This window comes from Halomonas zincidurans B6 (assembly GCF_000731955.1).
GTDB classification, from domain to species: domain Bacteria; phylum Pseudomonadota; class Gammaproteobacteria; order Pseudomonadales; family Halomonadaceae; genus Modicisalibacter; species Modicisalibacter zincidurans.
In genome coordinates this window covers 1,912,994-1,937,032 of record NZ_JNCK01000001.1, presented here as the reverse complement: position 1 = coordinate 1,937,032, position 24,039 = coordinate 1,912,994, and the positions used below count along the sequence as shown (strand labels likewise).

The 24,039-nt window shown below is 66.0% G+C and carries 24 protein-coding genes, 2 tRNA genes and 1 pseudogene; 12 read left to right on the top strand and 15 right to left on the bottom strand.

Translation table 11 applies throughout. The features are described 5' to 3' along the window. From kdsB to murB, 3 genes and pseudogenes are all read left to right on the top strand, one after another. The gene (kdsB, locus tag HALZIN_RS0109110) at positions 1-801 is read left to right on the top strand and encodes a 3-deoxy-manno-octulosonate cytidylyltransferase (RefSeq protein WP_051907613.1); all 801 of its coding nucleotides are present in this window, start codon (positions 1-3) and stop codon (positions 799-801) included. A 52-nt stretch (positions 802-853) separates the two neighbouring features. Continuing rightward, positions 854-1,027 (top strand): annotated as a pseudogene (locus HALZIN_RS0109105) (arsenate reductase/protein-tyrosine-phosphatase family protein); the annotation flags it as partial. A gap of 5 nt (positions 1,028-1,032) precedes the next feature. Further along, positions 1,033-2,049, top strand: a complete 1,017-nt coding sequence (murB, locus tag HALZIN_RS0109100; protein ID WP_031383908.1) for a UDP-N-acetylmuramate dehydrogenase — start codon at positions 1,033-1,035, stop codon at positions 2,047-2,049. A gap of 69 nt (positions 2,050-2,118) precedes the next feature. On the opposite strand, the gene HALZIN_RS0109095 is transcribed toward murB, so the two are convergent. The 9 genes from HALZIN_RS0109095 to HALZIN_RS0109055 form a co-directional block, all read right to left on the bottom strand. Next, positions 2,119-2,195: transfer RNA gene (locus HALZIN_RS0109095), tRNA-Met, on the bottom strand. A gap of 70 nt (positions 2,196-2,265) precedes the next feature. Continuing rightward, complete coding sequence (gene ychF, locus HALZIN_RS0109090; protein WP_031383907.1) at positions 2,266-3,357, bottom strand: redox-regulated ATPase YchF; 1,092 nt, start codon at positions 3,355-3,357, stop codon at positions 2,266-2,268. Between the two features lie 185 nt (positions 3,358-3,542). Continuing rightward, positions 3,543-4,127, bottom strand: a complete 585-nt coding sequence (gene pth / locus HALZIN_RS0109085) for an aminoacyl-tRNA hydrolase (protein ID WP_031383906.1) — start codon at positions 4,125-4,127, stop codon at positions 3,543-3,545. A gap of 38 nt (positions 4,128-4,165) precedes the next feature. Beyond that, positions 4,166-4,825: a 50S ribosomal protein L25/general stress protein Ctc gene (locus HALZIN_RS0109080; protein ID WP_031383905.1), complete on the bottom strand. Its 660-nt coding sequence runs from the start codon at positions 4,823-4,825 to the stop codon at positions 4,166-4,168. Between the two features lie 116 nt (positions 4,826-4,941). After that, positions 4,942-5,883, bottom strand: a complete 942-nt coding sequence (locus tag HALZIN_RS0109075) for a ribose-phosphate pyrophosphokinase (protein WP_201448188.1) — start codon at positions 5,881-5,883, stop codon at positions 4,942-4,944. 62 nt (positions 5,884-5,945) lie between these two features. Continuing rightward, a tRNA-Gln gene (locus HALZIN_RS0109070) sits at positions 5,946-6,020 on the bottom strand. Positions 6,021-6,090: 70 nt separating this feature from the next. Then, on the bottom strand, positions 6,091-6,954 hold the full coding sequence (gene ispE / locus HALZIN_RS0109065) for a 4-(cytidine 5'-diphospho)-2-C-methyl-D-erythritol kinase (RefSeq protein WP_031383903.1): 864 nt from the start codon (positions 6,952-6,954) through the stop codon (positions 6,091-6,093). Beyond that, positions 6,947-7,561: a lipoprotein insertase outer membrane protein LolB gene (gene lolB, locus HALZIN_RS0109060; protein ID WP_031383902.1), complete on the bottom strand. Its 615-nt coding sequence runs from the start codon at positions 7,559-7,561 to the stop codon at positions 6,947-6,949. The genes ispE and lolB overlap by 8 nt, the downstream gene beginning before the upstream one ends. A 4-nt stretch (positions 7,562-7,565) precedes the next feature. Then, positions 7,566-9,296: a tetratricopeptide repeat protein gene (locus HALZIN_RS0109055; RefSeq protein WP_031383901.1), complete on the bottom strand. Its 1,731-nt coding sequence runs from the start codon at positions 9,294-9,296 to the stop codon at positions 7,566-7,568. Positions 9,297-9,503: 207 nt separating this feature from the next. Between HALZIN_RS0109055 and HALZIN_RS0109050 the strand changes: the two genes are divergently transcribed. The 3 genes from HALZIN_RS0109050 to tmpT all read left to right on the top strand — a co-directional run bounded on the left by HALZIN_RS0109050 (position 9,504) and on the right by tmpT (position 11,345). Next, the gene (locus tag HALZIN_RS0109050) at positions 9,504-9,833 is read left to right on the top strand and encodes a DUF1820 family protein (protein ID WP_031383900.1); all 330 of its coding nucleotides are present in this window, start codon (positions 9,504-9,506) and stop codon (positions 9,831-9,833) included. Positions 9,834-10,041: 208 nt separating this feature from the next. After that, positions 10,042-10,674, top strand: coding sequence for a TIGR04211 family SH3 domain-containing protein (locus HALZIN_RS0109045; protein WP_031383899.1), 633 nt, complete (start codon positions 10,042-10,044; stop codon positions 10,672-10,674). 35 nt (positions 10,675-10,709) lie between these two features. Then, positions 10,710-11,345: a thiopurine S-methyltransferase gene (gene tmpT, locus HALZIN_RS0109040; RefSeq protein WP_031383898.1), complete on the top strand. Its 636-nt coding sequence runs from the start codon at positions 10,710-10,712 to the stop codon at positions 11,343-11,345. Positions 11,346-11,411: 66 nt separating this feature from the next. Here the strand turns inward: tmpT and HALZIN_RS0109035 are convergent, their stop codons facing one another. From HALZIN_RS0109035 to HALZIN_RS0109010, 6 genes are all read right to left on the bottom strand, one after another. After that, entirely contained in the window at positions 11,412-12,014 is a 603-nt protein-coding gene (locus HALZIN_RS0109035) for a YajG family lipoprotein (RefSeq protein ID WP_031383897.1), read from the bottom strand. 139 nt (positions 12,015-12,153) lie between these two features. Continuing rightward, on the bottom strand, positions 12,154-13,251 hold the full coding sequence (locus tag HALZIN_RS0109030) for a sulfate/molybdate ABC transporter ATP-binding protein (protein ID WP_035575268.1): 1,098 nt from the start codon (positions 13,249-13,251) through the stop codon (positions 12,154-12,156). Beyond that, the gene (gene cysW / locus HALZIN_RS0109025) at positions 13,248-14,075 is read right to left on the bottom strand and encodes a sulfate ABC transporter permease subunit CysW (protein WP_031383895.1); all 828 of its coding nucleotides are present in this window, start codon (positions 14,073-14,075) and stop codon (positions 13,248-13,250) included. The genes HALZIN_RS0109030 and cysW overlap by 4 nt, the downstream gene beginning before the upstream one ends. Next, on the bottom strand, positions 14,075-14,932 hold the full coding sequence (gene cysT / locus HALZIN_RS0109020; protein ID WP_031383894.1) for a sulfate ABC transporter permease subunit CysT: 858 nt from the start codon (positions 14,930-14,932) through the stop codon (positions 14,075-14,077). Before cysT ends, cysW begins: the two co-directional genes overlap by 1 nt. Next, the gene (cysP, locus tag HALZIN_RS0109015; protein ID WP_031383893.1) at positions 14,929-15,951 is read right to left on the bottom strand and encodes a thiosulfate ABC transporter substrate-binding protein CysP; all 1,023 of its coding nucleotides are present in this window, start codon (positions 15,949-15,951) and stop codon (positions 14,929-14,931) included. The genes cysT and cysP overlap by 4 nt, the downstream gene beginning before the upstream one ends. A 120-nt stretch (positions 15,952-16,071) precedes the next feature. Next, complete coding sequence (locus tag HALZIN_RS0109010) at positions 16,072-17,250, bottom strand: MFS transporter (protein WP_051907612.1); 1,179 nt, start codon at positions 17,248-17,250, stop codon at positions 16,072-16,074. A gap of 347 nt (positions 17,251-17,597) precedes the next feature. On the opposite strand from HALZIN_RS0109010, the gene rpe reads away from it, so the two are divergent. The 6 genes from rpe (at position 17,598) to trpC (ending at position 23,886) form a co-directional block, all read left to right on the top strand. Then, positions 17,598-18,296 (top strand): ribulose-phosphate 3-epimerase, encoded by a 699-nt coding sequence (gene rpe / locus HALZIN_RS0109005; protein WP_031383891.1) that lies wholly within the window; start codon positions 17,598-17,600, stop codon positions 18,294-18,296. Then, positions 18,293-19,288 (top strand): phosphoglycolate phosphatase, encoded by a 996-nt coding sequence (locus tag HALZIN_RS0109000; protein WP_084173457.1) that lies wholly within the window; start codon positions 18,293-18,295, stop codon positions 19,286-19,288. Before rpe ends, HALZIN_RS0109000 begins: the two co-directional genes overlap by 4 nt. 210 nt (positions 19,289-19,498) lie before the next feature. Continuing rightward, positions 19,499-20,995 carry an anthranilate synthase component I gene (gene trpE / locus HALZIN_RS0108995; protein ID WP_031383889.1) on the top strand — a complete coding sequence of 499 codons (1,497 nt, stop codon included), beginning with the start codon at positions 19,499-19,501 and terminating at the stop codon, positions 20,993-20,995. A gap of 452 nt (positions 20,996-21,447) precedes the next feature. Continuing rightward, the gene (locus tag HALZIN_RS0108990; RefSeq protein WP_031383888.1) at positions 21,448-22,035 is read left to right on the top strand and encodes an anthranilate synthase component II; all 588 of its coding nucleotides are present in this window, start codon (positions 21,448-21,450) and stop codon (positions 22,033-22,035) included. 10 nt (positions 22,036-22,045) lie between these two features. Further along, the gene (gene trpD / locus HALZIN_RS0108985; protein WP_031383887.1) at positions 22,046-23,083 is read left to right on the top strand and encodes an anthranilate phosphoribosyltransferase; all 1,038 of its coding nucleotides are present in this window, start codon (positions 22,046-22,048) and stop codon (positions 23,081-23,083) included. Then, a complete protein-coding gene (gene trpC, locus HALZIN_RS0108980; RefSeq protein ID WP_031383886.1) occupies positions 23,080-23,886 on the top strand; it encodes an indole-3-glycerol phosphate synthase TrpC in 807 nt (268 codons plus the stop codon). Before trpD ends, trpC begins: the two co-directional genes overlap by 4 nt. Positions 23,887-24,039: the final 153 nt, after the last annotated feature.

Sequence of the window (24,039 nt, the reverse complement as noted above, 5' to 3'; positions counted from 1 at the left end):
ATCGCAAGTCAGGACGTGGGCGAAGCCGCCGAGCACTTTGTGGTGGTGATTCCGGCCCGCTACGGTTCCAGCCGCCTGCCGGGCAAGCCGCTGCTCGACATCGCCGGCCAGCCGATGGTGGTGCGTGTCTGGCAGCAGGCGATCGCCAGCGGCGCGGGGCGGGTGGTGGTGGCCACCGACGACGCGCGCATCCTGCGGGCGGTGGAGGCCGCCGGCGGCGAGGCGCTGATGACCCGCGTCGACCACCCTTCGGGCACCGACCGGCTCGCCGAGGTCGCCGAGACGCTGGGGCTTTCCGCCGAGACCATCGTGGTCAACGTGCAGGGCGACGAGCCGCTGTTGCCGCCCTCGGCCATCGCTCAGGTGGCGCTCAGGCTGGGCGACGACGCCGAAGCTTCGATCGCCACGCTGGCCGAGCCGATCAGCGACATCGAGACGCTGTTCAACCCCAATGTGGTCAAGGTGGTGCGCGACATCCACGGTCGGGCGCTGTACTTTTCCCGGGCGCCGATTCCTTGGAATCGAGAGGCCTGGGACCGCGAGCAATTCGCTGCACGCCCCGAGGCCTTGGCGACCGATGCCTGGCTGCGTCACCTCGGGCTCTACGCCTACCGTGCCGATTTTCTGGCCGCCTACGTCGACTGGCTGCCGAGCCCGCTGGAGCAGTTGGAGCAGCTCGAGCAGTTGCGCGCCCTGCATCACGGCCGGCACATCCAGGTGGGCCTGGCTCGCCAGGCCCATCCGGCGGGCGTCGACAGCGTCGAGGATCTCGAGCGCGTACGCGGCCTCTTCGCAGGCTAGCCGCCAGGCTGCAGCGTTTCTTTCGCACTAGTCGCCGAGGCTCCAGGTCATGATCCGCGTACCGTTCGTCTGTCTGGGCAATATCTGCCGTTCATCCACCGTCGAAGGCGTGCTGCGCGCGCGGCTCGCCGCCGCTGGCCTGGACCGGCAGGTCGAGGTCGATTCCTGCGGGATCGGCGATTGGCATGCCGGCAAGGGCCCGGATCGTCGCGCGCTCGAGGCGGCGCCGCGATGATTCGTCACGATGTCGACCTCGGTGCGGCCAATACCCTGGGGCTGGCGTGCCGCGCCGAGCGTTTCGCCGCGCTCGCCGATCTCGACGAGGCGCGGCGGGTGCTTGGCGAGGCGCGCCGCAATGGCTGGCCGGTCAGCGTGCTGGGCGGCGGCAGCAATTTGATTCTGCGTCCCTGGCTGCCGGGGCTGGTAGTGCAGGCCGAGTTCGCCGACTGGTGGCTGGAAGCGCTCGACGCGAAGACGCTGCGCGTGCATGTCGAAGCCGGCATGAACTGGCATGCGTTGGTCCAAGCGCTGGCGGCGCACGAGCTGTGGGGAACCGAGAACCTGGCGCTGATACCCGGGCGCGTCGGCGCGGCGCCGATCCAGAACATCGGTGCCTATGGCGTCGAGCTCGCCGATCTGCTGGAGAGCGTGCACCTTATGTATCTCGACGACGGGCGCGAGGCGGTCCTGAGTCGCGACGAGTGCGCCTTCGGCTATCGCGACAGTGTCTTCAAGCACGCCCTCGACGGCCGGGTGCTGATTACCCGACTGGTGCTGCGCCTGTCCACCCGACCGGCGCCGCGGTTCGATTATGGCGATCTGGCCGCGCGGCTGAGCCCTTCGCCCAGCGCCAGCGAGGTGGTCGCCGCGGTCAGTCAGGTGCGCCGCGAGAAACTGCCCGACCCTGCGCTGCTCGGCAATGCCGGGAGCTTCTTCAAGAACCCGGTGGTCGCGGCCGAGCGCGCCCAGGCCTTGCTGGCCGAGTATCCGACGATGCCGCATTTCCCGCTCGGCGATGGGCGCGTCAAGCTGGCCGCCGGCTGGCTGATCGACCAATGCGGTCTCAAGGGACTGCGAGAGGGGCGGGTCGGTATCCATGACCGCCAGGCGCTGGTGCTGGTCAACCACGGCGGGGGCAGCGTCGATGAGTTGCTGGCGCTGGCGCGCCGCGTCGCCGACATGGTCGTCGAGCGCTTCGGGGTGACGCTGGAGCGCGAGCCGCGCCTGCTGGGCAGGGCATTGCCGTAAGCGCTGTCCATCAGGGCGGGAGGCAACGAAGACGCCTCGTCGGCGAACCGGCGAGGCGTCTGGTATAACTGGTGGCTACGCCCTGATTCGAACAGGGGACCCCATCATTATGAGTGATGTGCTCTAACCAGCTGAGCTACGTAGCCCTTCAACGGAGGCGAATATTACCCATAACACCTTGAGGTGTCAACGTTATCCGTACGAACAGCCGGGTGTTCAGACATTGAAGCGGAAGTGCACCACATCGCCGTCCTTGATCACGTACTCCTTGCCCTCGAGACGCCACTTGCCGGCCTCCTTGGCGCCGGCTTCGCCGCCCAGCGCAACGAAGTCCTTGTAGCCGACCACCTCGGCACGGATGAAGCCCTTCTGGAAATCGGTATGAATCACCCCGGCGGCCTCCGGCGCGGTGGCACCGACCTTGACCGTCCAGGCGCGCACTTCCTTGACCCCGGCGGTGAAATAGGTCTGCAGGCCGAGCAGGCTGTAGCCGGCGCGGATCACCCGGTCCAGGCCGGGCTCGCTCATGCCCATCTCGTCGAGGAACAGGCCGCGCTCCTCGGCGTCGAGTTCGGCGATCTCGGCTTCGAGCTGGTTGCACACCGGCACCACCACGGCGCCTTCCTCGGCGGCGATTTCGCGGACCACGTCGAGATAGGGATTGGTCTCGAAGCCGTCCTCGTTGACGTTGGCGATGTACATGGTCGGCTTGAGGGTCAGAAAGCCGAAACTCTTGACCTGGCGCTTGTCCTCGTCGGAAAGACCGAAGCTTCTCAGCGGCTGGCCCTCGGCGAGGTGTGGCTGGATGCGGTCGAGTACCGCCTTGGTGGCGGTGGCGTCCTTGTCGCCGCCCTTGACCGCGCGCGCCAGGCGCTGGCTGGCGCGCTCGACGGTATCCAGGTCGGCCAGCGCGAGCTCCATGTTGATGATCTCGATGTCGGCGCGGGGATCGACCTGGTTGGCGACATGGATGACGTTGTCGTTGTCGAAGCAGCGCACCACATGGGCGATCGCCTCGGTCTCGCGGATATTGGCGAGGAACTGGTTGCCGAGACCTTCGCCCTTGGAGGCGCCGGCGACCAGCCCGGCGATATCGACGAACTCCATGGTGGTCGGAATCACCTTCTCGGGCTTGACGATCTCGGCCAGCTTGTCGAGGCGCGGGTCGGGCATCGGCACGATGCCGGTATTCGGTTCGATGGTGCAGAACGGGAAATTCTCGGCGTCGATACCCGACTTGGTCAATGCATTGAAGAGCGTGGACTTGCCGACGTTGGGCAGGCCGACGATGCCGCAATTGAAACCCATGATGTGGTCCTGAAGATGCAGAAAGGCGTGAACGCAATGGCGGGTATTCTACGGGAAATGAGCTGTAAGCTGTAAGCCGTAAGAAACCCAAAACCCGGACCATTGCCTTGTATGGCGTCTCGTCCTGATTCCGTTGGTTTTTCTTCCAGCTTAAAGCTTCAAGCTTATGGCTACGCTTTTCAGCCTCAGGCGGAAAAGCTGTGCAGGCGATTCATGGCCTTGGCCCAGTCGCCGCCCAGGGCGTCGGGTAGCGTGCGCAGGCACTCGTCGAGCGCGGCATCGATGGCCTGGCGTTCGGCCTTGCCGGGCCGCCCCAGCACATAGTTGGTGACCTGCTTGGCGTCGCCGGGGTGGCCGATGCCGATGCGCAGGCGATGGAAGGCATTGCTGTTGCCCAGCGCGCTGATGGTGTCGCGCAGCCCGTTGTGGCCGCCATGACCGCCGCCGGTCTTGTAGCGAGCGGTGCCGGGATCGATGTCCAGCTCGTCATGGGCGACGAGCAACTCGTCGGGGGCGAGCTTGAAGAACTGGCAAAGCGCGGCGACAGCCGCGCCGCTGCGGTTCATGAAGGTGGTCGGATTGAGCAGGTGCAGATCGCGTCCGGCGTAGTGGATCTTGGCGTATTCGCCGAGGAACTTCTTCTCCATGCGCAGCGGCGTGTGGCTGTCGCGCGCCAGGGCTTCGACCAGCCAGGCACCCGCATTGTGCCTGGTTTCGGCGTAGTTCGCGCCTGGATTGCCCAGGCCGATGATCGCTTTGACGTGGCTCATGCAGGTGCCTTGCTGGTTGCGTCCCGGACAGGTGCCGATTACTCGGACTTGTCCTTGCTCTGTTCTTCGCCGCTCTCGTCCTGCACTGTGTCTTCTTCCTCTTCATCGGCAGCAGCGACTGTCGGACGGGTGATGCTGGCCACACCGGCATCATGCTCTTCGCCGTGAGACAGCTCGACCAGCGTCACGCCCTGCGGCAGCTTGAGATCGGACAGGTGCAGGGTGTCGCCGATAGCGAGTTCCGCAATGTCGACTTCCAGATATTCCGGAAGGTCCTTCGGCAAGCAGCTGACTTCGACTTCATTGGCCAGTACGTGCAACACGCCGGTCTTTTCCTTGATGCTCTGGTTGCTGTCTTCGCCGATCACATGCAGCGGCACGTTGAGTGTCATCTCATGCGTCGCGTCGACACGCAGGAAGTCGGCGTGAGTGACCAGTGCCTTGAAGGGATGGCGCTGCAGGTCACGGACGACGACCTGTTCCTTGGCGCCATCGACATCGATGTTGATGATCGATGAGAAGAACGCCTCTTCCTCGATCGCCTTGTAGAAGGCCGGCTTGTCGATGGTGATCGGCTGCGGTGCCTTTTCGCCGCCATAGATGATGGCAGCGACCTGCTGGTTCTCACGACGCAGGCGGCGGCTCGCACCTTTCCCCAGGTCGTGACGAACATTGGCGGTGAGTTGATAATCGGACATTGATGTAACCTCGCGGGTTTGAAATAAGGAAATCGCCATCGCCCGCGACCAGACGATGGCGTTTCCGGTAGCGCCTCGCGGCGCACGTATCCGAGGCAAATGCCTCAACGCGACGTTCAGTGGAACATCGCGCTTACGGATTCTTCGTTGCTGACTCGGCGGATCGCCTCGGCGATCAGCCCGGCAACCGACAGCTGGCGGATCTTGCCGCTGCGCCGCGCGGTTTCGGACAGCGGAATGGTATCGGCCACGACGAGTTCGTCAAGCACCGATCCGCTGATGTTGTCGACCGCGGGACCGGACAGGATCGGGTGCGTGGCGTAGGCGACGACGCGACGGGCGCCGTGATCCTTGAGCGCTTCGGCAGCCTTGCACAGCGTGCCGGCGGTATCGACCATGTCGTCGACCACCACGCAGGTGCGGTCCTCGATCTCGCCGATGATGTGCATCACCTGGGCGTGATTGGCTTGTGGACGGCGCTTGTCGATGATCGCCAGGTCGGCATTGAGCTGCTTGGCGATGGCGCGCGCGCGCACCACGCCGCCGACGTCCGGCGAGACGACGACCAGGTCGTCGTAATTCTGGCGCTCGATGTCGTCGAGCAGGATCGGCGAGCCATAGACGTTGTCGACGGGCACGTCGAAGAAACCCTGAATCTGATCGGCGTGCAGGTCCATGGTCATCACCCGGTCGACGCCGGCCTTGACCATCACGTCGGCGACCACCTTGGCCGAGATCGGCACGCGGGCCGAGCGTACCCGGCGGTCCTGACGGGCATAGCCGAAGTAGGGCACCACGGCGGTGATCCGCGCAGCGGACGCGCGGCGCAGCGCGTCCACCATGAAGATCAGTTCCATCAGATTGTCGTTGGTCGGGGCGCAAGTGGACTGCAGGATGAAGACGTCCTTGCCGCGAACGTTCTCGTTGATCTCGACCGCGATTTCGCCATCGCTGAACTGGCCGACCGTGGCATGTCCCAGCCGGTTGTCGAGTGCCTCGGCAACCTTGCGGGCGAGTTCGGGATTGGCGTTCCCGGCGAAAACCATCAATTTAGACACGCGCAGCCACCTTTGGAGTCTTCAGGGATCTCTGGAGCGGATTGAGCACTCGCGCAGGGAAATGGCTGGGGTACCAGGATTCGAACCTGGGAATGGCGGCACCAGAAGCCGCTGCCTTACCACTTGGCGATACCCCAGTAACCGTGCCCTTCACTAGCCGGCGACGCGCTGCGTCGCCGGCTTACCGCCTTGATCATGAAGCTGAGATCAGCGTCCCGATCGAGGCAGGCCCAGCGCCTGATGGAGGGGGGACGTGTTGCGACCGCGCGCCTTGAAGGCATGCCAGCCCTCGTCAACACGGGCGAGTATGCTATCGGCCTGGTCCTCGTGCGTCAATCGGCAAAAGACGCAGGCACCGGTTCCGGTCAGCAGGCTCGGGGCGAAGTCGGACAGCCAATCGAGCGCTTCGCCCACGCCCGGATAGAGCCGGCGCACGGTCGGCTGACAATCGTTGCGCCAGGCGTGCGGCCCCTCCTGCAGGGCGCGCGTCATACTAATGGGGAGGCTGTCGCGTGTCAATTGCGACGCCCCGAATACCGCGGGCGTGGCGATCTCGACCCCGGGATGAACGATCACGAACCAGGGGGTGTCGAGTTCGACCGGCGTCAGCCGCTCGCCGATGCCTTCGGCCCAGGCGGCGTGGCCGTGGACGAATACCGGCACATCGGCGCCCAGGCGCAGGCCCAGCTCGGCGAGTGCCTCCAGCGATACGGAAAGCTTCCAGAGGCGGGCCAGGCCGAGCAGGGTGGTGGCGGCGTTCGAGCTTCCCCCGCCCAATCCGCCGCCCATCGGCAGGCGCTTGGTCAGGGCGATGTCGGCGCCAAGGCGACAGCCGCTGCGCTCCTGGAGCAGCCGTGCCGCGCGCACGATCAGGTTGGTCTCATGATCGACCCCCGGCAGCGCCGGCGTCAGCGTGATCCGCTGGTCCTCGCGACGTCTCAGCTTCAGCGTATCGCCGTGATCGAGAAACTGGAACAGCGTCTGCAGCTCATGATAGCCGTCCGCGCGGCGGCCGGTGATATGCAGCAGCCGATTGAGCTTGGCCGGCGCCGGCAGGCTGAGCTCAGCCATCGCCGGGTTCCGCGGCGCCCGGTTGCCACTCGTTGACAACCAGCGTGGCGCGCCAGTCGGCGAAGCTCATCACCATGCGCCGCGGCAGCCACAAGTCATCCGCCTGGGTCCAGTCACGGTAGTCGATCACCCAGCCGGCCTGGCGCAGGCGCTGGGGGAAATTCAGCGCATCGCGGGTCAACTGGTATTCGACGATCGGCGACGGCAGTCCGCGCACCCAGTTGTCGAGCGCCGAGATCGGCAACGACCAGCCGAGCTGTTGCTCCATCAGTTGCTCGGGCGTATCGGCTGCGTAGCGACCCTCGCCGGTGGTCAACACCACGCCGTCAGGGCCGCCTTCGAGCACGCTGCGTCCGGCGCCGAACGGGCCGCTGATCAGCATGCGGTAACGCCCGGCGCGCTGCGTCCAGTCGAGGTTGGCGCTTTGCGCGTCGTTCGGCGTGCGCAGGCCCAGCTTGCCGGCCAGGCGCCAGCTGTCCAGTGCCTCGAGACGCGGCTTCTGATCGGCCCAGTCGCCCTTTTCGCGGGGTGATTCGGGAGCGGGCGACTGGCTGGCGCAGCCGGCCAGCAGCGCCAGGCCGAGAGTCATCGCGGCAAGTCGTCGCATGGCATTATTCCGTGTTGGTGATCGTCGTGGGGTCGAGTTCGGGGATGCGTTCGAGCAGCGCATCGACCCGTGGGCGCTCGGCATAGCGCTCGAGCGCCTCTTCGATCAGCGCACGCGCTTCATCGCGGCGTTCGAGTCGCCACAGCACTTCGGCCAGGTGAGCGGCGATCTCCTGGTCCGGCTGCAGACGATAAGCCTCGCGCAGGTAGGGCAACGCCTGCTGGTCGTCGCCCAGCTTGTGATAGACCCAGCCCAGGCTGTCGATGATCGCCGGGGACTCGGGTTGCAGGCGATAGGCACGCTCGATCAACTTGCGCGCTTCGTCGAGGCGCGACGTCTCGTCGGCCAGGGTATAGCCCAGCGCATTGAGTGCCATGGCATTGCGCGGCTCGCGTTCGATAATCTGACGAAGGTCGCGCTCCATGCCCGCCAGGTTGCCCTGGCGATAGCGAAACATGCTGCGGGTGAAGCGCAACGGGGTGTCGTCCGGATACCGGGTCACGGCCTGGTCGAGCAGTTGCCGGGCGGCGTCGATCCTGTCTCGCGCCTGGAGCAGATCGACTTCCAGGCCGATCAGCTCGGCGTAGGCGGTGGGATGGCGCAGGCGCTCGCTGCGCAGGAAGGTTCGCGCGTCGGCCAGGCGGCCGGTGTCGGCGAGCATCGACGCGGCGCGCTGGCGAGCCTCGATGAAGCCATCGCCGGTGGGCACCTGGCGATAGTAAAGCAGCGCATTGTCGATCTCGCCGGCCTGCTCGGCGATGCTGCCGAGCATGATGAAGGCCAGCGGCGGCGGCGTCGGCTGGCTGTCGACCAGCGCTAGCAGCAGGCGCCGGGCCGGCGCCGGATGCGCTTCCTCGAGATACAGCTGGGCCAGTGCCAGGCGCAGTTCGACGGAATCGGAATTTTTCGCGAGCAGGGTATTGATGCGCGCCTCGGCGCTTTCCACTTGATCGAGGCGCAGTTGCGCGCGGGCCAGCAGCAGGATGAAGCGGCTGTCGTCCCCGGCGTTTTCGAGTCCGCGCAGCGCGGCGTCGCGGGCATCGGTATTGCGGCCTTCCTGAAGGGCGATGCGCGCCCTTGCGAGCCACAGTCCGGCAAGTGTCGGATAGCTCTCGGCGAGCCGGTCGAGGCGAGCATCGGCACGTGCGGTTTCGCCGTTGGCGGCTTCCAGCAGGGCGGTGGCGAGTGCCGCATCGGGCTGCCCATCACGGGCCTGCAGATAGCGCCGTAGGCGCTCGATCAGCGGCGCAACGTCTATTCTCTTTTTGATGGCGGCCTCGGCGAAGCCGGTCAGATCGCCCTGGCCGCCGCGCTCAGCCAGGGCCAGGCGCTGCTCGAGGCTGGCTTGCCAGTCGCCGCGCTCCAGCGCCAGGTTGGCCAGCAAGCGGGCGGGGGCTTCGGCCTGCGGCGCCAGGCGTCGCCAATGCTCGGCGGCCCGGGCCTGCAGTTGCGGGTCGTCGGTGTAGCGTGCGGCCAAGGTGGCGCGCTCGGCCAGTGCCGGCGACTCATAGCGCTCGGCGGTTTCCAGGTAGCCGCGGGCGGCGCGCTCGAAATCACCGCGCTGGCCGGCGATCTCGGCGGTCAGCAACGTCGCCAGGCTCTGGGCGTCCAGGCCCTTTTGCACCGCTGGGGCCGAGGCCAGCGGATCGGTCAGTGGCGGCGGTCGGTCGGCCAGCCCCTGGCAACCGGCCACCAGGGCCGCTGCCAGAACAGTCACAAGCAAGCGTGCGCGCATGCTTCCCTCATTCCAGAGCCGGTAGTCATCCCGTGATCATCCCTGCTGCGCGGGGTGGGGGCGTGCCGTCAGCATACCGATTCGCCGACCCCGGGCAAAGCAAAGCCTTGTGCGGGCGGCCTTCGAAGCCGCGGCGTCTGTGATATTCTTGGCGGCTTGAATGGCGCCTCGCGCCTGGCGATTTTTCATCTGCGTGACGGGAGTGGTATGGCGTCGAAATCTATCTATCGGGTGGTCTTTCACAACCAGGGGGAAATCTGGGAGCTTTATGCCCGGGAGATCTTCCAGAGCGATCTGTGGGGCTTCATCGAGCTCGAGGCGTTCGTCTTCGAGGATGTCTCGAAAGTGGTGGTCGATCCTTCGAGCGAGAAACTGCGTCGCACCTTCGATGGCGTGACCCGCAGCTATATTCCGCTGAACGCCATCGTGCGCATCGATGAAGTGGAGCGCGAGGGCACGCCCAGGGCCGTCAAAGCGGACAGCAAGGTCGCCGAATTTCCGCGACCGATGAACTTGCCACCACGGGACGATCGCTGAACGGTCAAATTTTGACCGAACTGTGGCGTGGCCCGATCAGTCGCCGGGTCGATCGACAGCCATGGCGGGTTTTCCCAAGACTTATCCACAGAAAGTGTGGATGGCTGCAAAGCCCCGAAACAGGCCGGTGAAACAGGACGTGGCGGCCGCGGGGAATCGCGTGGAGTCGATGATCGAGAGCCTTCCGACAACCAGGAAGACAGTAAAAATGTACAAGATCAATAAGTTGATGGCCGGGCTGGCAGTGGGGCTGGGGCTGCTGGGAGTCGGCGAAGCTGCCTGGGCTCAGGCGGCGCAATCGACCCAGTGGGTCGCCGACGACCTGACCACGTTCGTGCGTAGTGGCCCGTCGAACGAATATCGAATCGTCGGGACCCTGTCGTCCGGTGCGGGCGTCACGGTGCTCGAGACCAACGGCGACTACAGCCGCGTGCGTGCCGGCGATGGCGACGAAGTCTGGATTCGCAGCGATCAACTGCAGGATGAACGCAGCCTGACGGAGCGCGTCCCCGAATTGCGTTCGCGAGTCGATTCGCTCAGCTCGCAGCTCGAGTCGATCAACGGCGAGTGGGAAGGGCGCGTGGCGACGATGACCGAAACGCTCGAGACGCGTCAGCAGCGTATCGCCGACCTGGAAAGCCGCAACGCCGCGCTCGACAGCCAACTGAGCCAGTCACAGGCGAGTCTGCGCCAGCTCAAGGCGCGCCTCGATACCCAGAAAGAGGACCTGTTGATGCGCTATTTCATGTATGGCGGGGGCGTGGCCGGCGCGGGGCTGGTCGTCGGCCTGCTGGTGCCCCACCTGCCGCGACGGCGGAGCAAGCGTGATCGCTGGTTCTAGTCGAAAAGCCGCCGAAGCGATGACGGGAGCGGGCGATGAGCAATGAATGGCTGGATCGCTGGAAGGAAGGCCGCATCGGTTTCCATCGCGATACCACGCACCCGGCCCTGGCGCACTACTGGCCGACACTGGGCGTCGCCCAGGCGGGCAAGGTGCTGGTGCCGCTATGCGGCAAGAGTCTCGACATGCGCTGGCTGGCCGAGCGCGGCCATCCGGTGCTGGGCATCGAGCTGGCCCGTGAAGCCGTCGAGCAGTTCGTCGCCGAAGGGCGCGGCGCTGTCTCGCGGTTTCGTCAGAATGTGTTCGATGTCTATCGTCAGGGCAGCGTCGAAGTGTGGTGCGGCGATTTCTTCCACTTTCACATTGATCAAGCGCTCGAGGTGCAGGCCTTCTACGATCGGGCCGCATTGATCGCGCTGCCGCCGGCGACGCGTCAACGTTATGCCTTTCACCTGACGCAATTATTGCCGCCCGGGGCGCGTGGGCTGCTGGTGAGCCTGACCCACGGTGGCGGCCCCGCGCAGGGCCCGCCCTATTCGGTAGAGGCCGGCGAGGTCGAGCGGCTGTTCGCCGCCAATTTCGAGCTCGAACGGCTGACGGAGACCCCGCCAGACGAGCGTGGCTGGCGCGAGCAGGTATGGTCGCTGGGGCGGCGCGGTCCGGGTCGCTGACGCGCCGCACGGACCGCTAGGCAGGCCCCGGTGAAGACCGGGGCGTGACTGGGTCGTGCGTGCCGGCTATTGGGCCAGCAACTGACCGATCTGCGGATCGCCGAACGTGCGATCCAGGGCGTTGCCGAGCAGCTCGCTGACCATCTGGTTGTTCTCCTCGTAATTCGGAGTCAGGGCATAGCTCTGCTCGCGCTTGGCGGTATAGATCCCGGTGTAGACGCTGCCCTGGTTCTCGACCACGGCCTTGAGCTTGGCGACCAGCACCGCCTTGTCGAGCATCGCCTGGGCCTCGGCTTTCTCATAGCTCAGTCGGGTCAGCGTCAGGGTCAGGCTGGGCCGGCCCTCGGCCGCCTGCGAGGTGGGCTCGAAGCCCATCTGGCGCAGCGCCGTCTCGGCCTGTTGCTGAAGCTTGGGCACCAGGGTGTAGGCGGGCACGCTGATGGTGTCGGTGGACATGCGCTTGCCGCTGCGCGTTCCGAGCACGTCGGATTCGCGACCGTCGACGGTGGCCAGCGTCACCGCCTGGCCGCTACCCACCTGAGGCAGGTTGCTGGAAACCGTCGGGCTGACGTTCAGGTATTGCGGGCTCTGCGCGCAGCCGGCCAGGAACAGCGCCGCCCCTAGCGCGGCGAGCCCGCTGGCTTGCTTGAAGATCTTGGCAATACGCATCTCGATTCATCTCCTGTTGTCGACCAATCCGGATAGCCGGCGCGCGCGTGGCGACGTTGCCCGCATCATTGCCCGCATCGTGTGGCAGTATAACCTTCGCGGCAACGACGGCGAGGGTGGCCGATCGAGGCATGCCCGATCAGGAGGAGACGAGGCTCCGGTCAGCCGGATGCAGGCCACGGCCGGTGGCGAAACGTCGCCAGCGACGCGGCTCCACGAATAGCCGTTGCCCGCGGCTGATCATCAGGCGTTCGAAATCGGCATGCCGCACGGTCGCCAGCCAGGGCTCGGCGAGCCAGTCGGCCTCGAGTTCGATGCGCACCTCGGCGCCTACCGGGGACACGGCAGTGACGCAGACCGGCAGATGGGCATGCTCGGTGGAGGCTTCGATCAGCCTGAGCTCGTGGGGTCGCATCAGCAACTCCTCACGGCCCTCGTCGAGTTCGACGGCGAGCCGCGCGGCGCCGCAGGTCAGCACGCCGTCGCGTACCTCGCCCTCGAGGCGATTGACGTCGCCGAGAAACTCGAACACGAAGCGATTGGCCGGGTTGCGGTAGAGCCTATCGGGCGCATCGATCTGCTCGATGCGGCCATTGCTCATCACCACCACGCGATCCGAGAGCTCCAGGGCTTCTTCCTGGTCGTGGGTGACGAACACGCTGGTGAAATTCAGTTCGTCGTGCAGATGACGCAGCCAGCGGCGCAGATCCTGGCGCACCTTGGCGTCAAGTGCGCCGAACGGCTCGTCGAGCAGCAGCACGTCGGGTTGCAGGGCCAGCGCCCGGGCCAGCGACACGCGCTGCTGCTGGCCGCCGGAGAGTTGCGCCGGATAGCGCTTTGCAAAATCCTCGAGCTGGACCATTTCCAGCAGCCGGTGGACCCGTGAACGGATCTCGCCGCCCGACGGACGTGTGCGGCGCGGCATGGCGGTCAGCCCGAAGGCGACGTTGTCGAACACGCTCATGTGCCGGAACAGCGCATAGTGCTGAAAGACGAAGCCGATGCGCCGATCCCGGACGTGCACCTGGGTGACGTCACGATCGCCGAAGTGAATCGACCCTGCCGGGTGGCGGTCGGGCTGCTCGAGCCCGGCGATGATCCGCAACAGGGTGGTCTTGCCCGAGCCCGAAGGGCCCAGCAGGCCGACCAGCTCGCCGTCGCCGATGTCCAGGTCGAGCGGTTCCAGCGCGGCGTTGCGATCGAAGGTCTTGGCGATGTTCTTCAGGCGGATGCTCATGCGGCAGTCTCCCGGCGCGTGGCGCGCCATTCCAGAAGGGCCTTGGCGGCCAGCGTGAACAGGGCGATCAGGGCCAGCAGCGCCGCGGCGGTGAAGGCACCGACGGTGTTGTAGTCCTGATAGAGCAGTTCGACATGCAGCGGCAGGGTATTGGTTTCGCCACGAATCGAGCCCGACACCACCGACACCGCACCAAATTCGCCCACCGCCCGGGCATTGGTCAGGATCACCCCATACAATAGCGCCCACTTGATGTTGGGCAGCGTCACGCGACGAAACAGCGTCCAGCCGGAGGCGCCCAGCGTCACCGCGGCCTCCTCCTCGCGCGAGCCCTGGGCCTGCATCAACGGAATCAGCTCGCGGGCGACGAACGGGCTGGTGACGAAGATCGTCACCAGCACGATGCCCGGCCAGGCGAACATGATCTGGATGTCGTGACTGTCGAGCCAGCCGCCGACCCAACCGTTACGGCCATAGAGCAGCAGGTAGACGAGCCCGGCGACCACCGGCGAGACGGCGAAGGGGATGTCGATGAGTGTCTGCAATAGCCGCCTTCCGGGAAAGTTGAAACGCGTCACCAGCCAGGCCAGGAACACCCCGAACATCAAGTTGACGGGAATCGTCAGCAACGTGACGAACAGCGTCAGGCCGATCGCCGCCAGGGTGTACTCGTCGCTGAGGTTGGCCCAGAACATTGCCAGCCCCGCGGCAAAGGCCTGGGCGAAGATCGCCACCAGCGGCAGCAGCAGGAACAGCGCCGCCAGGACCAGCGCCAAGCCGGTCAGCAGCCGGCGGATACGCGGTGCGTCACCGATACGTTGCATCAGCCCTTGCCTCCGTGCAGCCTTCGAATGAAGCGGCCCTGCCACAGGTTCAGCGCCAGCAGCAGTGCCAGCGACACCGCCAGTACCACCGAGGCGATCGCCGAGGCACCCACGTAGTCGTATTCCTGCAGCTTGACGAAGATCATCAGCGAAGTGATCTCGGTCTCGTAGGGCATGTTGCCGGCAATAAAGATCACCGCGCCGAATTCGCCCAGCGAGCGCACGAAGGCCAGCCCGGTACCGGTGACCAGCGCCGGCCACAGGTTGGGCAGGATGACCCGGCGGAAGGCGAGGGCGTCGCTGGCGCCCAGCGTCAGCGCGGCCTCGTCGATCTCGCTCGGCAGATCCTCGAGGACCGGCTGCACGGTGCGCACGACGAAGGGGATGCTGGTGAAAGCCATTGCCAGGGCGATGCCCACCCAGGTGTAGGCCACCTCGATACCCAGCGGTTCGAGCAGTTGCCCCATCCAGCCGCTCGACGAATAAAGCGTCGCCAGGGTGATGCCGGCGACCGCGGTGGGCAGCGCGAAGGGCAGGTCCATCAGCGCGTCCAGCAACCGTCTGCCGGGGAATTCATAGCGCACCAGCACCCAGGCCATCAGCAGCCCGAACAGCGCGTTGACCAGCGAGGCCGCCGCCGCGCCGCCGATGGTCACCAGATAACTGGCAACGACTCGCGGCTCGCTGATGATTGCCCAGTACTCGGCCAGGCTGAGACCGGCGAGCTGCCCGACCAGGCTGGTCAGCGGCAGCAGCAGGATCAACGAGACGAACGTCAGGGTAATGCCCAGCGACAGACTGAAGCCGGGCAGCACCCGCTTGGGTGTCGACCGGCCGAGCAGTGCGGAAGCGCTCATCGGCGCTGTAGCTGGTCCAGCATGCCGCCGCCAGCGAAGTGGGTGGCCATGACCTCGTCCCAGCCACCGAACACGTCCTCGACGCGCAGCAGTTCGGTCTCGGGGAACTGATCGGCGAATTCGGCCTGGACGTTCTGGTCATTGACGCGGTAGTTGAAACCGGCCAGCAGGCGCTGGGCCTCCTCGGTGTAAAGATAGTCCAGGTAGTCTCGGGCCAGCTCGAGGTTGTCGTTGCGCTCGGCATACTCCTCGACCACCGCCACCGGGAACTCGGCAAGGATGCTCACCGGCGGCACTACCACGTCGTAGTCGTCCTGGCCGTATTCCTTGCGGATGTTGTTGACCTCGGACTCGAAGCTGATCAGCACGTCGCCGATGCCGCGCTCGACGAAGGTGGTCGTGGCGCCGCGGCCGCCGGTGTCGAACACCTTGACGTTGCCCAGGAACTGCTTCATGAACTCGCGGATCCTGGTCTCGTCGCCGGCGAAGGCTTGGTCGGCGTAGGCCCAGGCCGCCAGGTAGGTGTAACGGCCGTTGCCCGAGGTCTTGGGGTTGGGGAAGACGATCTCGACGTCGTCGGCGACCAGGTCGTCCCAGCTGTCGATACCCTTGGGGTTGCCCTCGCGGACCAGGAACGCGGTGGTCGAATAGTAGGGCGAGGCGTTGTTGGGATACTGCTGCTGCCAGTCCTTGGCGACCAGCCCGGCCTCGGCCAATATGTCGACGTCGGTGACCTGGTTATAGGTCACCACGTCGGCCTTGAGACCCTGCATGATCGCCCGTGCCTGCTTCGAGGAGCCGCCGTGGGACTGCTTGATCTCGACGCTCGCGTCGTGCTTTTGCTGCCACCAGTCGACGAACTCGGGATTGAGCGTGGCGAACAGCTCGCGGGCGATATCGTAGGAGGAGTTGAGTAACTCACGATCGGCGGCCATGGCCGGGGAAGCGATGCTGCCGGCCAGGGCGGCGGTCGCCGCCGAGGCGATGGCACCGCGGCGTAGTGCGCTCAGGAATGTCATGAAAGCTCCGGTAATAGCGGGAATGGCTGAAGGCTAATCCAGCTATTATGGAATGACAATCCTTCTGCTTATTCTTTTTTTGAGATAACTTCCGAATATGGGGCTGTCTTCCGGGGCGCTTCAGGCGTTCTGGGTGGTATTGGGCAGAGCGCGACCGATCAGCCACAGACCGATGGCGGGGCCGGGCAGCAACAGCCAGGCCAGCCACTCGCCGAGTAGCGGCCACAGGGGCACCAGCAGGATCAGCGACAGCACCGAGACGCCGAAGCCGATGGCGTTCTGCAGGGTCAGCCCGGTGCCCAGCAAGTGGCTCGGGCAGGCCCGCGCCGACAGCGCCGAGAAATGCGCCGAGTCGACTACCGCCAACGCGCTCCACAGGCCCAGGAAGATCACCAGCACGGAGGGCGGCGCGCCGGTGAGCCAGGGGTAAAACAGGCTACAGCCGCCCGAGCCGATCAGGCCGAGCATGGCGACGCGCCGGCTGCCGATGCGCTGGCTCAGCCAGCCGCCCAGCCAGCACCCCGGCCCGCCGATGGCGATCAGCGCGAAGCTGCCCAGCGCCAGGCCGACCGGCGAGGCCCCGGGCCAAGCCTGAGCCAGCAGCAGCGGGATCAGCGCCCAGAGTGTATAGAGCTCCCACATGTGGCCGAAATAGCCGCCGGCGGCGCGCCGGTAGCCGGCGATGGCGAACACGCTGAGATCGAACGTCGGGCGTTTGCCGTGCGCCGAGACCTTCGCGACAGCCACCTCGGGTGCTTCGCCCAGCCGAGCGATCATCAGCGCGGCGATCAGCGCCAGCACCGAGGCGCCCCACACGCCGCTCGCCCAGGGCAGGCGAAAGGCGTCGAGCAGACTCAGCCCATACAGGGCGTGCGGCAGTGCGGTGCCGATCACCAGCATGCCGACCAGCCAGGCCAGCCCCAGCCCGGTGCGCCCGGGCGTCCAGCCGACCATCAGCTTCATGCCGATCGGGTAGATGCCGGCCAGTGCCAGGCCGGTAATCAGGCGCAATCCCACTGCCGGCCACAGCCCGCCGGCCAGCGGCAGCAGGGCGTTGGCGCTGGCGCCGAGCAGGCAGGCGGCGGCGAACAGCCGGCTGGCGTCGCGGCGGTCGGCCAGGCCGCTGAGCCCGATGCCCAGCGTGCCGAGCAGAAAGCCCACCTGAACCGCACCGGTCAGCCAGCCGAGATCGGTGGCGGCCAGCGACCAGGCCTGTTGCAGGTCGCCGATCACCGCATTGGGGGTAAACCACAATGCGGTGCCGAACAGCTGGGCGATGGCGATGACAACGATAGGCATGGCGATGGCCGGAGATGCGTGAATCGCCATTAGCGCATGTAGCGTCGCTCGCGTCGATGGCCGCAAGGCGCTCGGCGGCTATCTACAAACGCCTCGCAGTCGCCGGGGCGTAATCGAGGCATGGACAGGCCGTGTCGCTAAAGCTCCATCGCCGAGGAGGTCGAGCGCCGCGGGTCGGCGCCGCCGTAGAACACGCCGTCTTCGATCGCGATCGACTGTGCGGCGCAAATCGTCGCCCTGCCGGGGCTCGGTATACGCTAGAATGACGGCTTTTCGGCATGCTGCTTTCGCCAGGCTGCTTGCGCTATTTTTCGTGAACCAGATTTCGTGAACCGGATCGACGAGCCATGCCCGACGTGAAACCCGACTTCAAGATCGCCCCCTCGATTCTCTCCGCCAACTTCGCCTGCCTCGGTCAGGAGGTCGACGACGTGCTGGCCGCCGGCGCCGATATCGTCCACTTCGACGTCATGGACAACCATTACGTGCCCAACCTGACCATTGGCCCGATGGTCTGCGGGGCGCTGCGCAAGCATGGCGTGACCGCGCCGATCGATGCCCACCTGATGGTCAAGCCGGTGGATCGGCTGATCGGCGATTTCATCGACGCTGGCGCGAGCTATATCACCTTCCATCCCGAGGCCAGCGAGCACATCGACCGCTCGTTGCAGTTGATCCGCGACGGCGGCGCCAAGGCCGGCCTGGTATTCAATCCGGCGACGCCGCTGTCCTATCTCGACTACGTGATGGACAAACTCGACATGATCCTGCTGATGAGCGTCAATCCCGGCTTCGGCGGTCAATCGTTCATTCCCGGCACCCTCGACAAGCTGCGCGATGCGCGTTCGCGTATCGAGGCCAGCGGTCGGCCGATCCGCCTGGAGATCGACGGCGGGGTCAAGGTCGACAACATCGCCGAGATCGCCCGTGCCGGCGCGGATACCTTTGTCGCCGGCTCGGCGATCTTCGGTGCGCGCCGTGACGACGACGCGCACCGCTACGACAGCGTGATCGGGGCCTTGCGCGATGAACTGACCCGGTCGTGAGCGAAGCGGATCGCGGCGCTGAGCCGCTATGGTATCTCTACGTCGTCGAAACCGCCGGCGGGGCGCTGTATACCGGGATTACCACCGATGTCGAGCGGCGTTTTCGCGAGCATTGCCACGGCAAGCGCGGCGCGCGGGCGTTGCGCGGCAAGGGCCCGCTCAAGCTGTGCCATCGCCAGGCGGTCGGCGCGCGCGGCGAGGCGCTCAGGCTCGAGGCATGGTTGAAGAAGCAATCGGCAGCGCAAAAGCACGCCTGGCTGAAGCATTCATCGCAGGCGCTGAGTCACGTGGCGCCTGCTTGTCCTGAGAAACGCCAAGGAGGCGATGTGACGGTGCAGCTTGAGGGCATACGCCTGGTGGTCTTCGATCTCGACGGCACCTTGATCGATTCGGTCCCCGATCTGGCGCGGGCCGTGGATACGGCACTCGTCGCGCAGCGGTTGCCGCCCGCCGGCGAAGCCAAGGTCCGCGACTGGGTGGGCAACGGCGCGCGCAAGCTGGTCGAGCGCGCGCTCGCGGATGCGCTGGGCGCGGCCGAGGCGGCACGCCGGCTGGACGGCGCCCACCGCGAGTTCCTGACCGCTTACGCCCAGGCGCCGTGTGTCGATACCACGCTGTATCCCGGCGCGCGCGAGGCGCTCGAAGGGCTCAAGGCGCGCGGCATGCGGCTTGCACTGGTCACCAACAAGCCGCACGCGTTCATTGCGCCGATTCTCCAGGCGCTGGCACTCGACGGGCTGTTCGAGGTGACGCTGGGCGGCGACTCGCTGCCCGCCAAGAAACCCGATCCCGCGCCCTTGCTGCACGTGGCCGAGATGCTGGGCGTGGCCCCGCAGGCGGCGCTGATGGTCGGCGACTCGCGCCACGACATCGAGGCCGGCCGTCGCGCCGGGTTTCGCACCCTGGCGGTCCCCTACGGCTACAATCATGGTGAACCGGTGGCCGACGCCGGGCCGGATGGGCTGGTTGAATCGCTCATCGAACTCGTTTAGGGTGAAATCCGGCTGCGCTATAAGCGCCGCCAAATCAATAAGATTCGGCAATCAACGGAACCCCGCCATGCTGAATACCCACCCTGTTTCCAAGCGGATCGAGGCGCGTTGGCGCATACCGGCCAAGGGCCTGCGCCGCTGGCGATGGTGACGCCCCGCCGACACTGTAACGCCAATCCGATCAACGCCTTGAAGGATATGCTGGGTATGATGACCGCCGCACGTTTCGACGAACTGGCCCAGGCCGGCTACAACCGCATTCCGGTGACCCGCGAGGTGCTCGCCGATCTCGACACGCCGCTTTCCACCTATCTCAAGCTCGCCGACGCGCCTTGGACGTTTTTGCTCGAATCGGTGCAGGGCGGCGAAAAGTGGGGCCGCTACTCGATCATCGGATTACCGTGCCGCGAGCGCATCGAGGTGCGTGGCCACCAGGTCCGGCACATCGCCGACGGCGAGCAGCTGGGGACCAGCGAGGTCGACGATCCGCTGGCCTGGATCGAGCAGTTCCAGGCCCGCTTCAAGGTGCCGCGGCTCGACGACCAGCCGCGTTTCGACGGCGGCCTGGTGGGCTATTTCGGTTACGACACCATCCGCTACATCGAGCCGCGGCTGCGCGGTCCGCATGTCGCCGCCAAGCCCGACCCGCTCGGCGTGCCCGATATCCTGCTGATGGTCTGCGACGAGCTGGTGGTGTTCGACAACCTGTCGGGCCGCCTGACGCTGTGGACGCATGCCGATCCGGCCTTGGAGGACGCCTACCGACGGGCCGTGCAGCGCCTGGAAGCGCTTGAAGTGCAACTGCGCAGCGCGACGCTGAACAGCGTCAGTCCGGGTAGCGGGCGTCCGGCGGTGGAGGAGGGCGATTTCACTTCGGGCTTCACCGAGGCGGGTTTCAAGGCCGCGGTGGAGAAGATCAAGGAGTACGTGCTGGCCGGCGACGTCATGCAGTGCGTACCTTCGCAGCGCATGTCGATCCCCTACCAGGCGCCGCCGCTGGATCTGTATCGCGCCTTGCGCAGCCTCAACCCGTCGCCCTACATGTTCTTCTTCAACCTCGACGATCACCATGTGGTCGGCTCGTCGCCGGAGATCCTAACCCGGCTGGAAGACGGCGAGGTCACCGTGCGACCGATCGCCGGCACCCGCAAGCGCGGGCGCACCGAGGAGGAGGACCGCGCCCTCGAGGCCGAACTGCTGGCCGATCCCAAGGAGATCGCCGAGCATGTCATGCTGATCGATCTGGGGCGCAACGACATCGGCCGCATCAGCCAGACCGGCTCGGTGACGGTGACCGACAACATGGCGGTGGAGCGCTATTCCCACGTCATGCATATCGTCTCGCAGGTCACCGGGCGGCTGAAACCGGGGATGAGCGCCATGGACGTGCTGCGCGCGACCTTCCCGGCGGGCACGCTGTCCGGCGCGCCGAAGATCCGCGCGCTGGAGATCATCGACGAGCTCGAGCCGGTCAAGCGCGGCGTCTACTCGGGCGCGGTGGGTTATCTGTCCTGGCACGGCAACATGGACACCGCGATCGCCATCCGCACCGCGGTGATCAAGGATGGCCAGCTACACGTCCAGGCCGGCGCCGGCATCGTCGCCGATTCCGTGCCCGAGCTCGAATGGCAGGAAACTCTCAACAAGGGCCGCGCGCTGTTCCGCGCCGTGGCGATGGCCGAGCGCGGGCTCGACAACCTGGAATGAGTGCCGAGCCGCTGGGTGAGGTGCAGGGCAATCGCAGTTGAATTGACAAGAGGCCCCGGGGATAAGCCGAAGAGGAGGTCCGACGCCATGGATGGCGTCGGTAGCGTACATGGAGGTATTCACAGCGCCTCCTCGCAGGCTTGTCGACGGATCGGCCCCGAGCGACAACGCTATCTGCGATAGCCCTGGGGTGTGGCGTGGGCGTCTTGACACGTTTGGCCCCCGACCGCAGTATTGCGATATGAATATTGCACAGACACACAGGCCGATTCAGTGGTGGCCCTCCTGAGCGAGGGCGGCACGCTGACGACTGAAGAAAATGCCGCCTGCGGGGCGGCATTTTTGTGTCTATCGAATCCCGCACGGCTGACACCCTGACCGATCCGGGTACGATCCCGGGTAACAAGAGAGGCGAAATCAGCCTTATGCAACACAATCAGAGCGTTGAACCCATGTTCGTGCTGATGATCGACAACTACGACAGCTTCACCTTCAACGTGGTGCAGTACCTGACCGAGCTGGGGGCGGATGTCGTGACCTATCGCAACGACGCGATCACCCTGGCCGATATCGAGCACATGTCGCTCAGTCACATCGTCATCTCGCCGGGGCCCTGCACGCCCAACGAGGCGGGCATCTCGATGGACGTGATTCGCCACTTCGCCGGCAAGCTGCCGATTCTCGGGATCTGCCTGGGGCATCAGGCGATCGGCCAGGTGTATGGCGGCCAGGTCGTCCGCGCGCCCCAGGTGATGCACGGCAAGACCTCGCGCATTCGCCACCGCGGCGAGAGCGTGTTCGCCGGCCTCGACGATCCGCTGGAGGTCACCCGCTATCATTCGCTGGTGGTCGAGGCCGAAAGCCTGCCCGAATGCCTCGAGGTGACCGCGTGGGTCGATGATGACGACATTACCCCCGGGTTGATCATGGGGCTGCGTCACAGGACGCTGGCCATCGAGGGCGTGCAGTTTCACCCCGAATCGATTCTTACCCGCCAGGGCCACGAATTGCTGGCGAACTTTCTCGAACGCCGCGCCTAAGGAGAATCACATGCAGATGCGAGAGGCGATCGACGCGGTCATGCGCGGTCGGGACCTGAGTTATGCCGACACCCACGCGGTGATGCGCACGATCATGACCGGCGAGGCCAGTGACGCCCAGATCGGCGGTTTGTTGATCGGCCTGTCGATGAAGGGCGAGTCGATCGACGAGGTCACCGCCGCCGCGCAGGTCATGCGCGAACTGATGACCCCGGTCAGCGTGAGCTGTGACGACCTGGTGGACATCGTCGGTACCGGCGGCGACGGCGCCAACCTGTTCAACGTCTCCACCGCCTCGAGCTTCGTGGTCGCCGCTGCCGGCGGGCATGTCGCCAAGCACGGCAACCGCAGCGTGTCGTCATCGTCGGGCAGCGCCGACTTGTTCGACGTCGCGGGGATCAAGCTCGATCTCGAGCCGGCCCAGGTGGCGCGCTGCATCGAGCAGGTCGGCGTCGGCTTCATGTTCGCGCCGATGCACCACAAGGCGATGCGCCACGCCATCGGCCCGCGTCGCGAGATGGGGGTACGCACGATTTTCAATATCCTCGGCCCGCTGACCAACCCGGCCGGCGCCCAGCATCAATTATTGGGTGTCTACCAGGCCGAGCTGGTGCCGCTGATGGCCGAGGTGCTCAAGCGTCTGGGCAGCCGGCACGTGCTGGTGGTGCACGCCGAGGATGGCCTCGACGAGGTGTCGCTGGCGACGCCGACGCGGGTCGCCGAGCTGCGCGACGGCACGGTCGCGCAATACACCATCGCCCCGGAGGACTTCGGTATCGAGCGACGTTCGCTGGCGCCGCTCAAGGTGGTCACCGCCGAGGATAGCCTGCGGCTGGTTCGTGAAGCGCTGGCCGGCGAGGGCGAGGCGGCGGATATCGTCGCGCTGAATGCCGGCGCGGCGCTGTATGCCTGCGACATCGCCACCAGCATCAAGGAGGGCGTGGCGCTCGCCCAGGACGCCATGGACAGCGGCCTGGCCCGCGAGAAGATGAAGGAACTCGCCGATTTCGCGCGGGTCTTCGCCGAACACAACGGGGCACTTCGATGAGCCAGAGCCGCGCACTACCGACCATTCTCGCCAGGATCCTCGCCCGCAAGGACGAGGAGATCGCCGCGCGGCGGGCGCGGGTCGCCGAGGCGACGCTACTCGAGCAAGCCCGCGGGCAGAGCGCGCCGCGCGGCTTCGTCGAGGCGCTTGACCGGACCATCGCCGACGGCGACCCGGCGGTGATCGCCGAGATCAAGAAGGCCTCGCCGTCGAAGGGCGTGATCCGCGATGACTTCGATCCCGAGGCGATCGCCAAGGCCTACGCCGAGGCCGGGGCGAGCTGCCTGTCGGTGCTCACCGATGCGGATTTCTTTCAGGGCCACGAGGATTTCCTGATCGCCGCGCGCAACGCCTGCGAATTGCCGGTGATTCGCAAGGATTTCATCGTCGATGGCTACCAGGTCAGCGAGGCACGGGCGATCGGCGCCGACTGCATCCTGTTGATCGTCGCCGCGCTCGACGATGTCCGCTTGAAGGATCTGCATCAGCAGGCCGTGGCGCTGGGCATGGACGTGCTGGTCGAGGTTCACGACGCTCTCGAGCTGGAGCGTGCGCTGGCGCTGGAACTGACGCTGGTGGGCATCAACAATCGCGACCTGCACAGCTTCGAGACCAGCCTCGGCACCACCTTTCAGCTGCTTTCGCGCATTCCCGAGCAGGTGACGGTGATCACCGAGTCGGGCATCCATACCCGCGGCGATGTCGAACACATGCGCGAATACGGCGTCAACGGCTTCCTGGTCGGCGAGGCGTTCATGCGCGAGGCCGATCCGGGCTCGGCGCTGCGCCGGCTGTTCTTCTAATTTTGAGCACTTTCCAGCCGCGTTCAGCCTCGCTGCGCGCCGACTTGCGGGTATGCGAGATGGTGCCCTGAGCCAGGCCGAAGGCGACGAATTCATAGACCATCACCGCGCCGATCGCGCCCACCGGATCGATGAGGATGGCTTCCCGGCGCA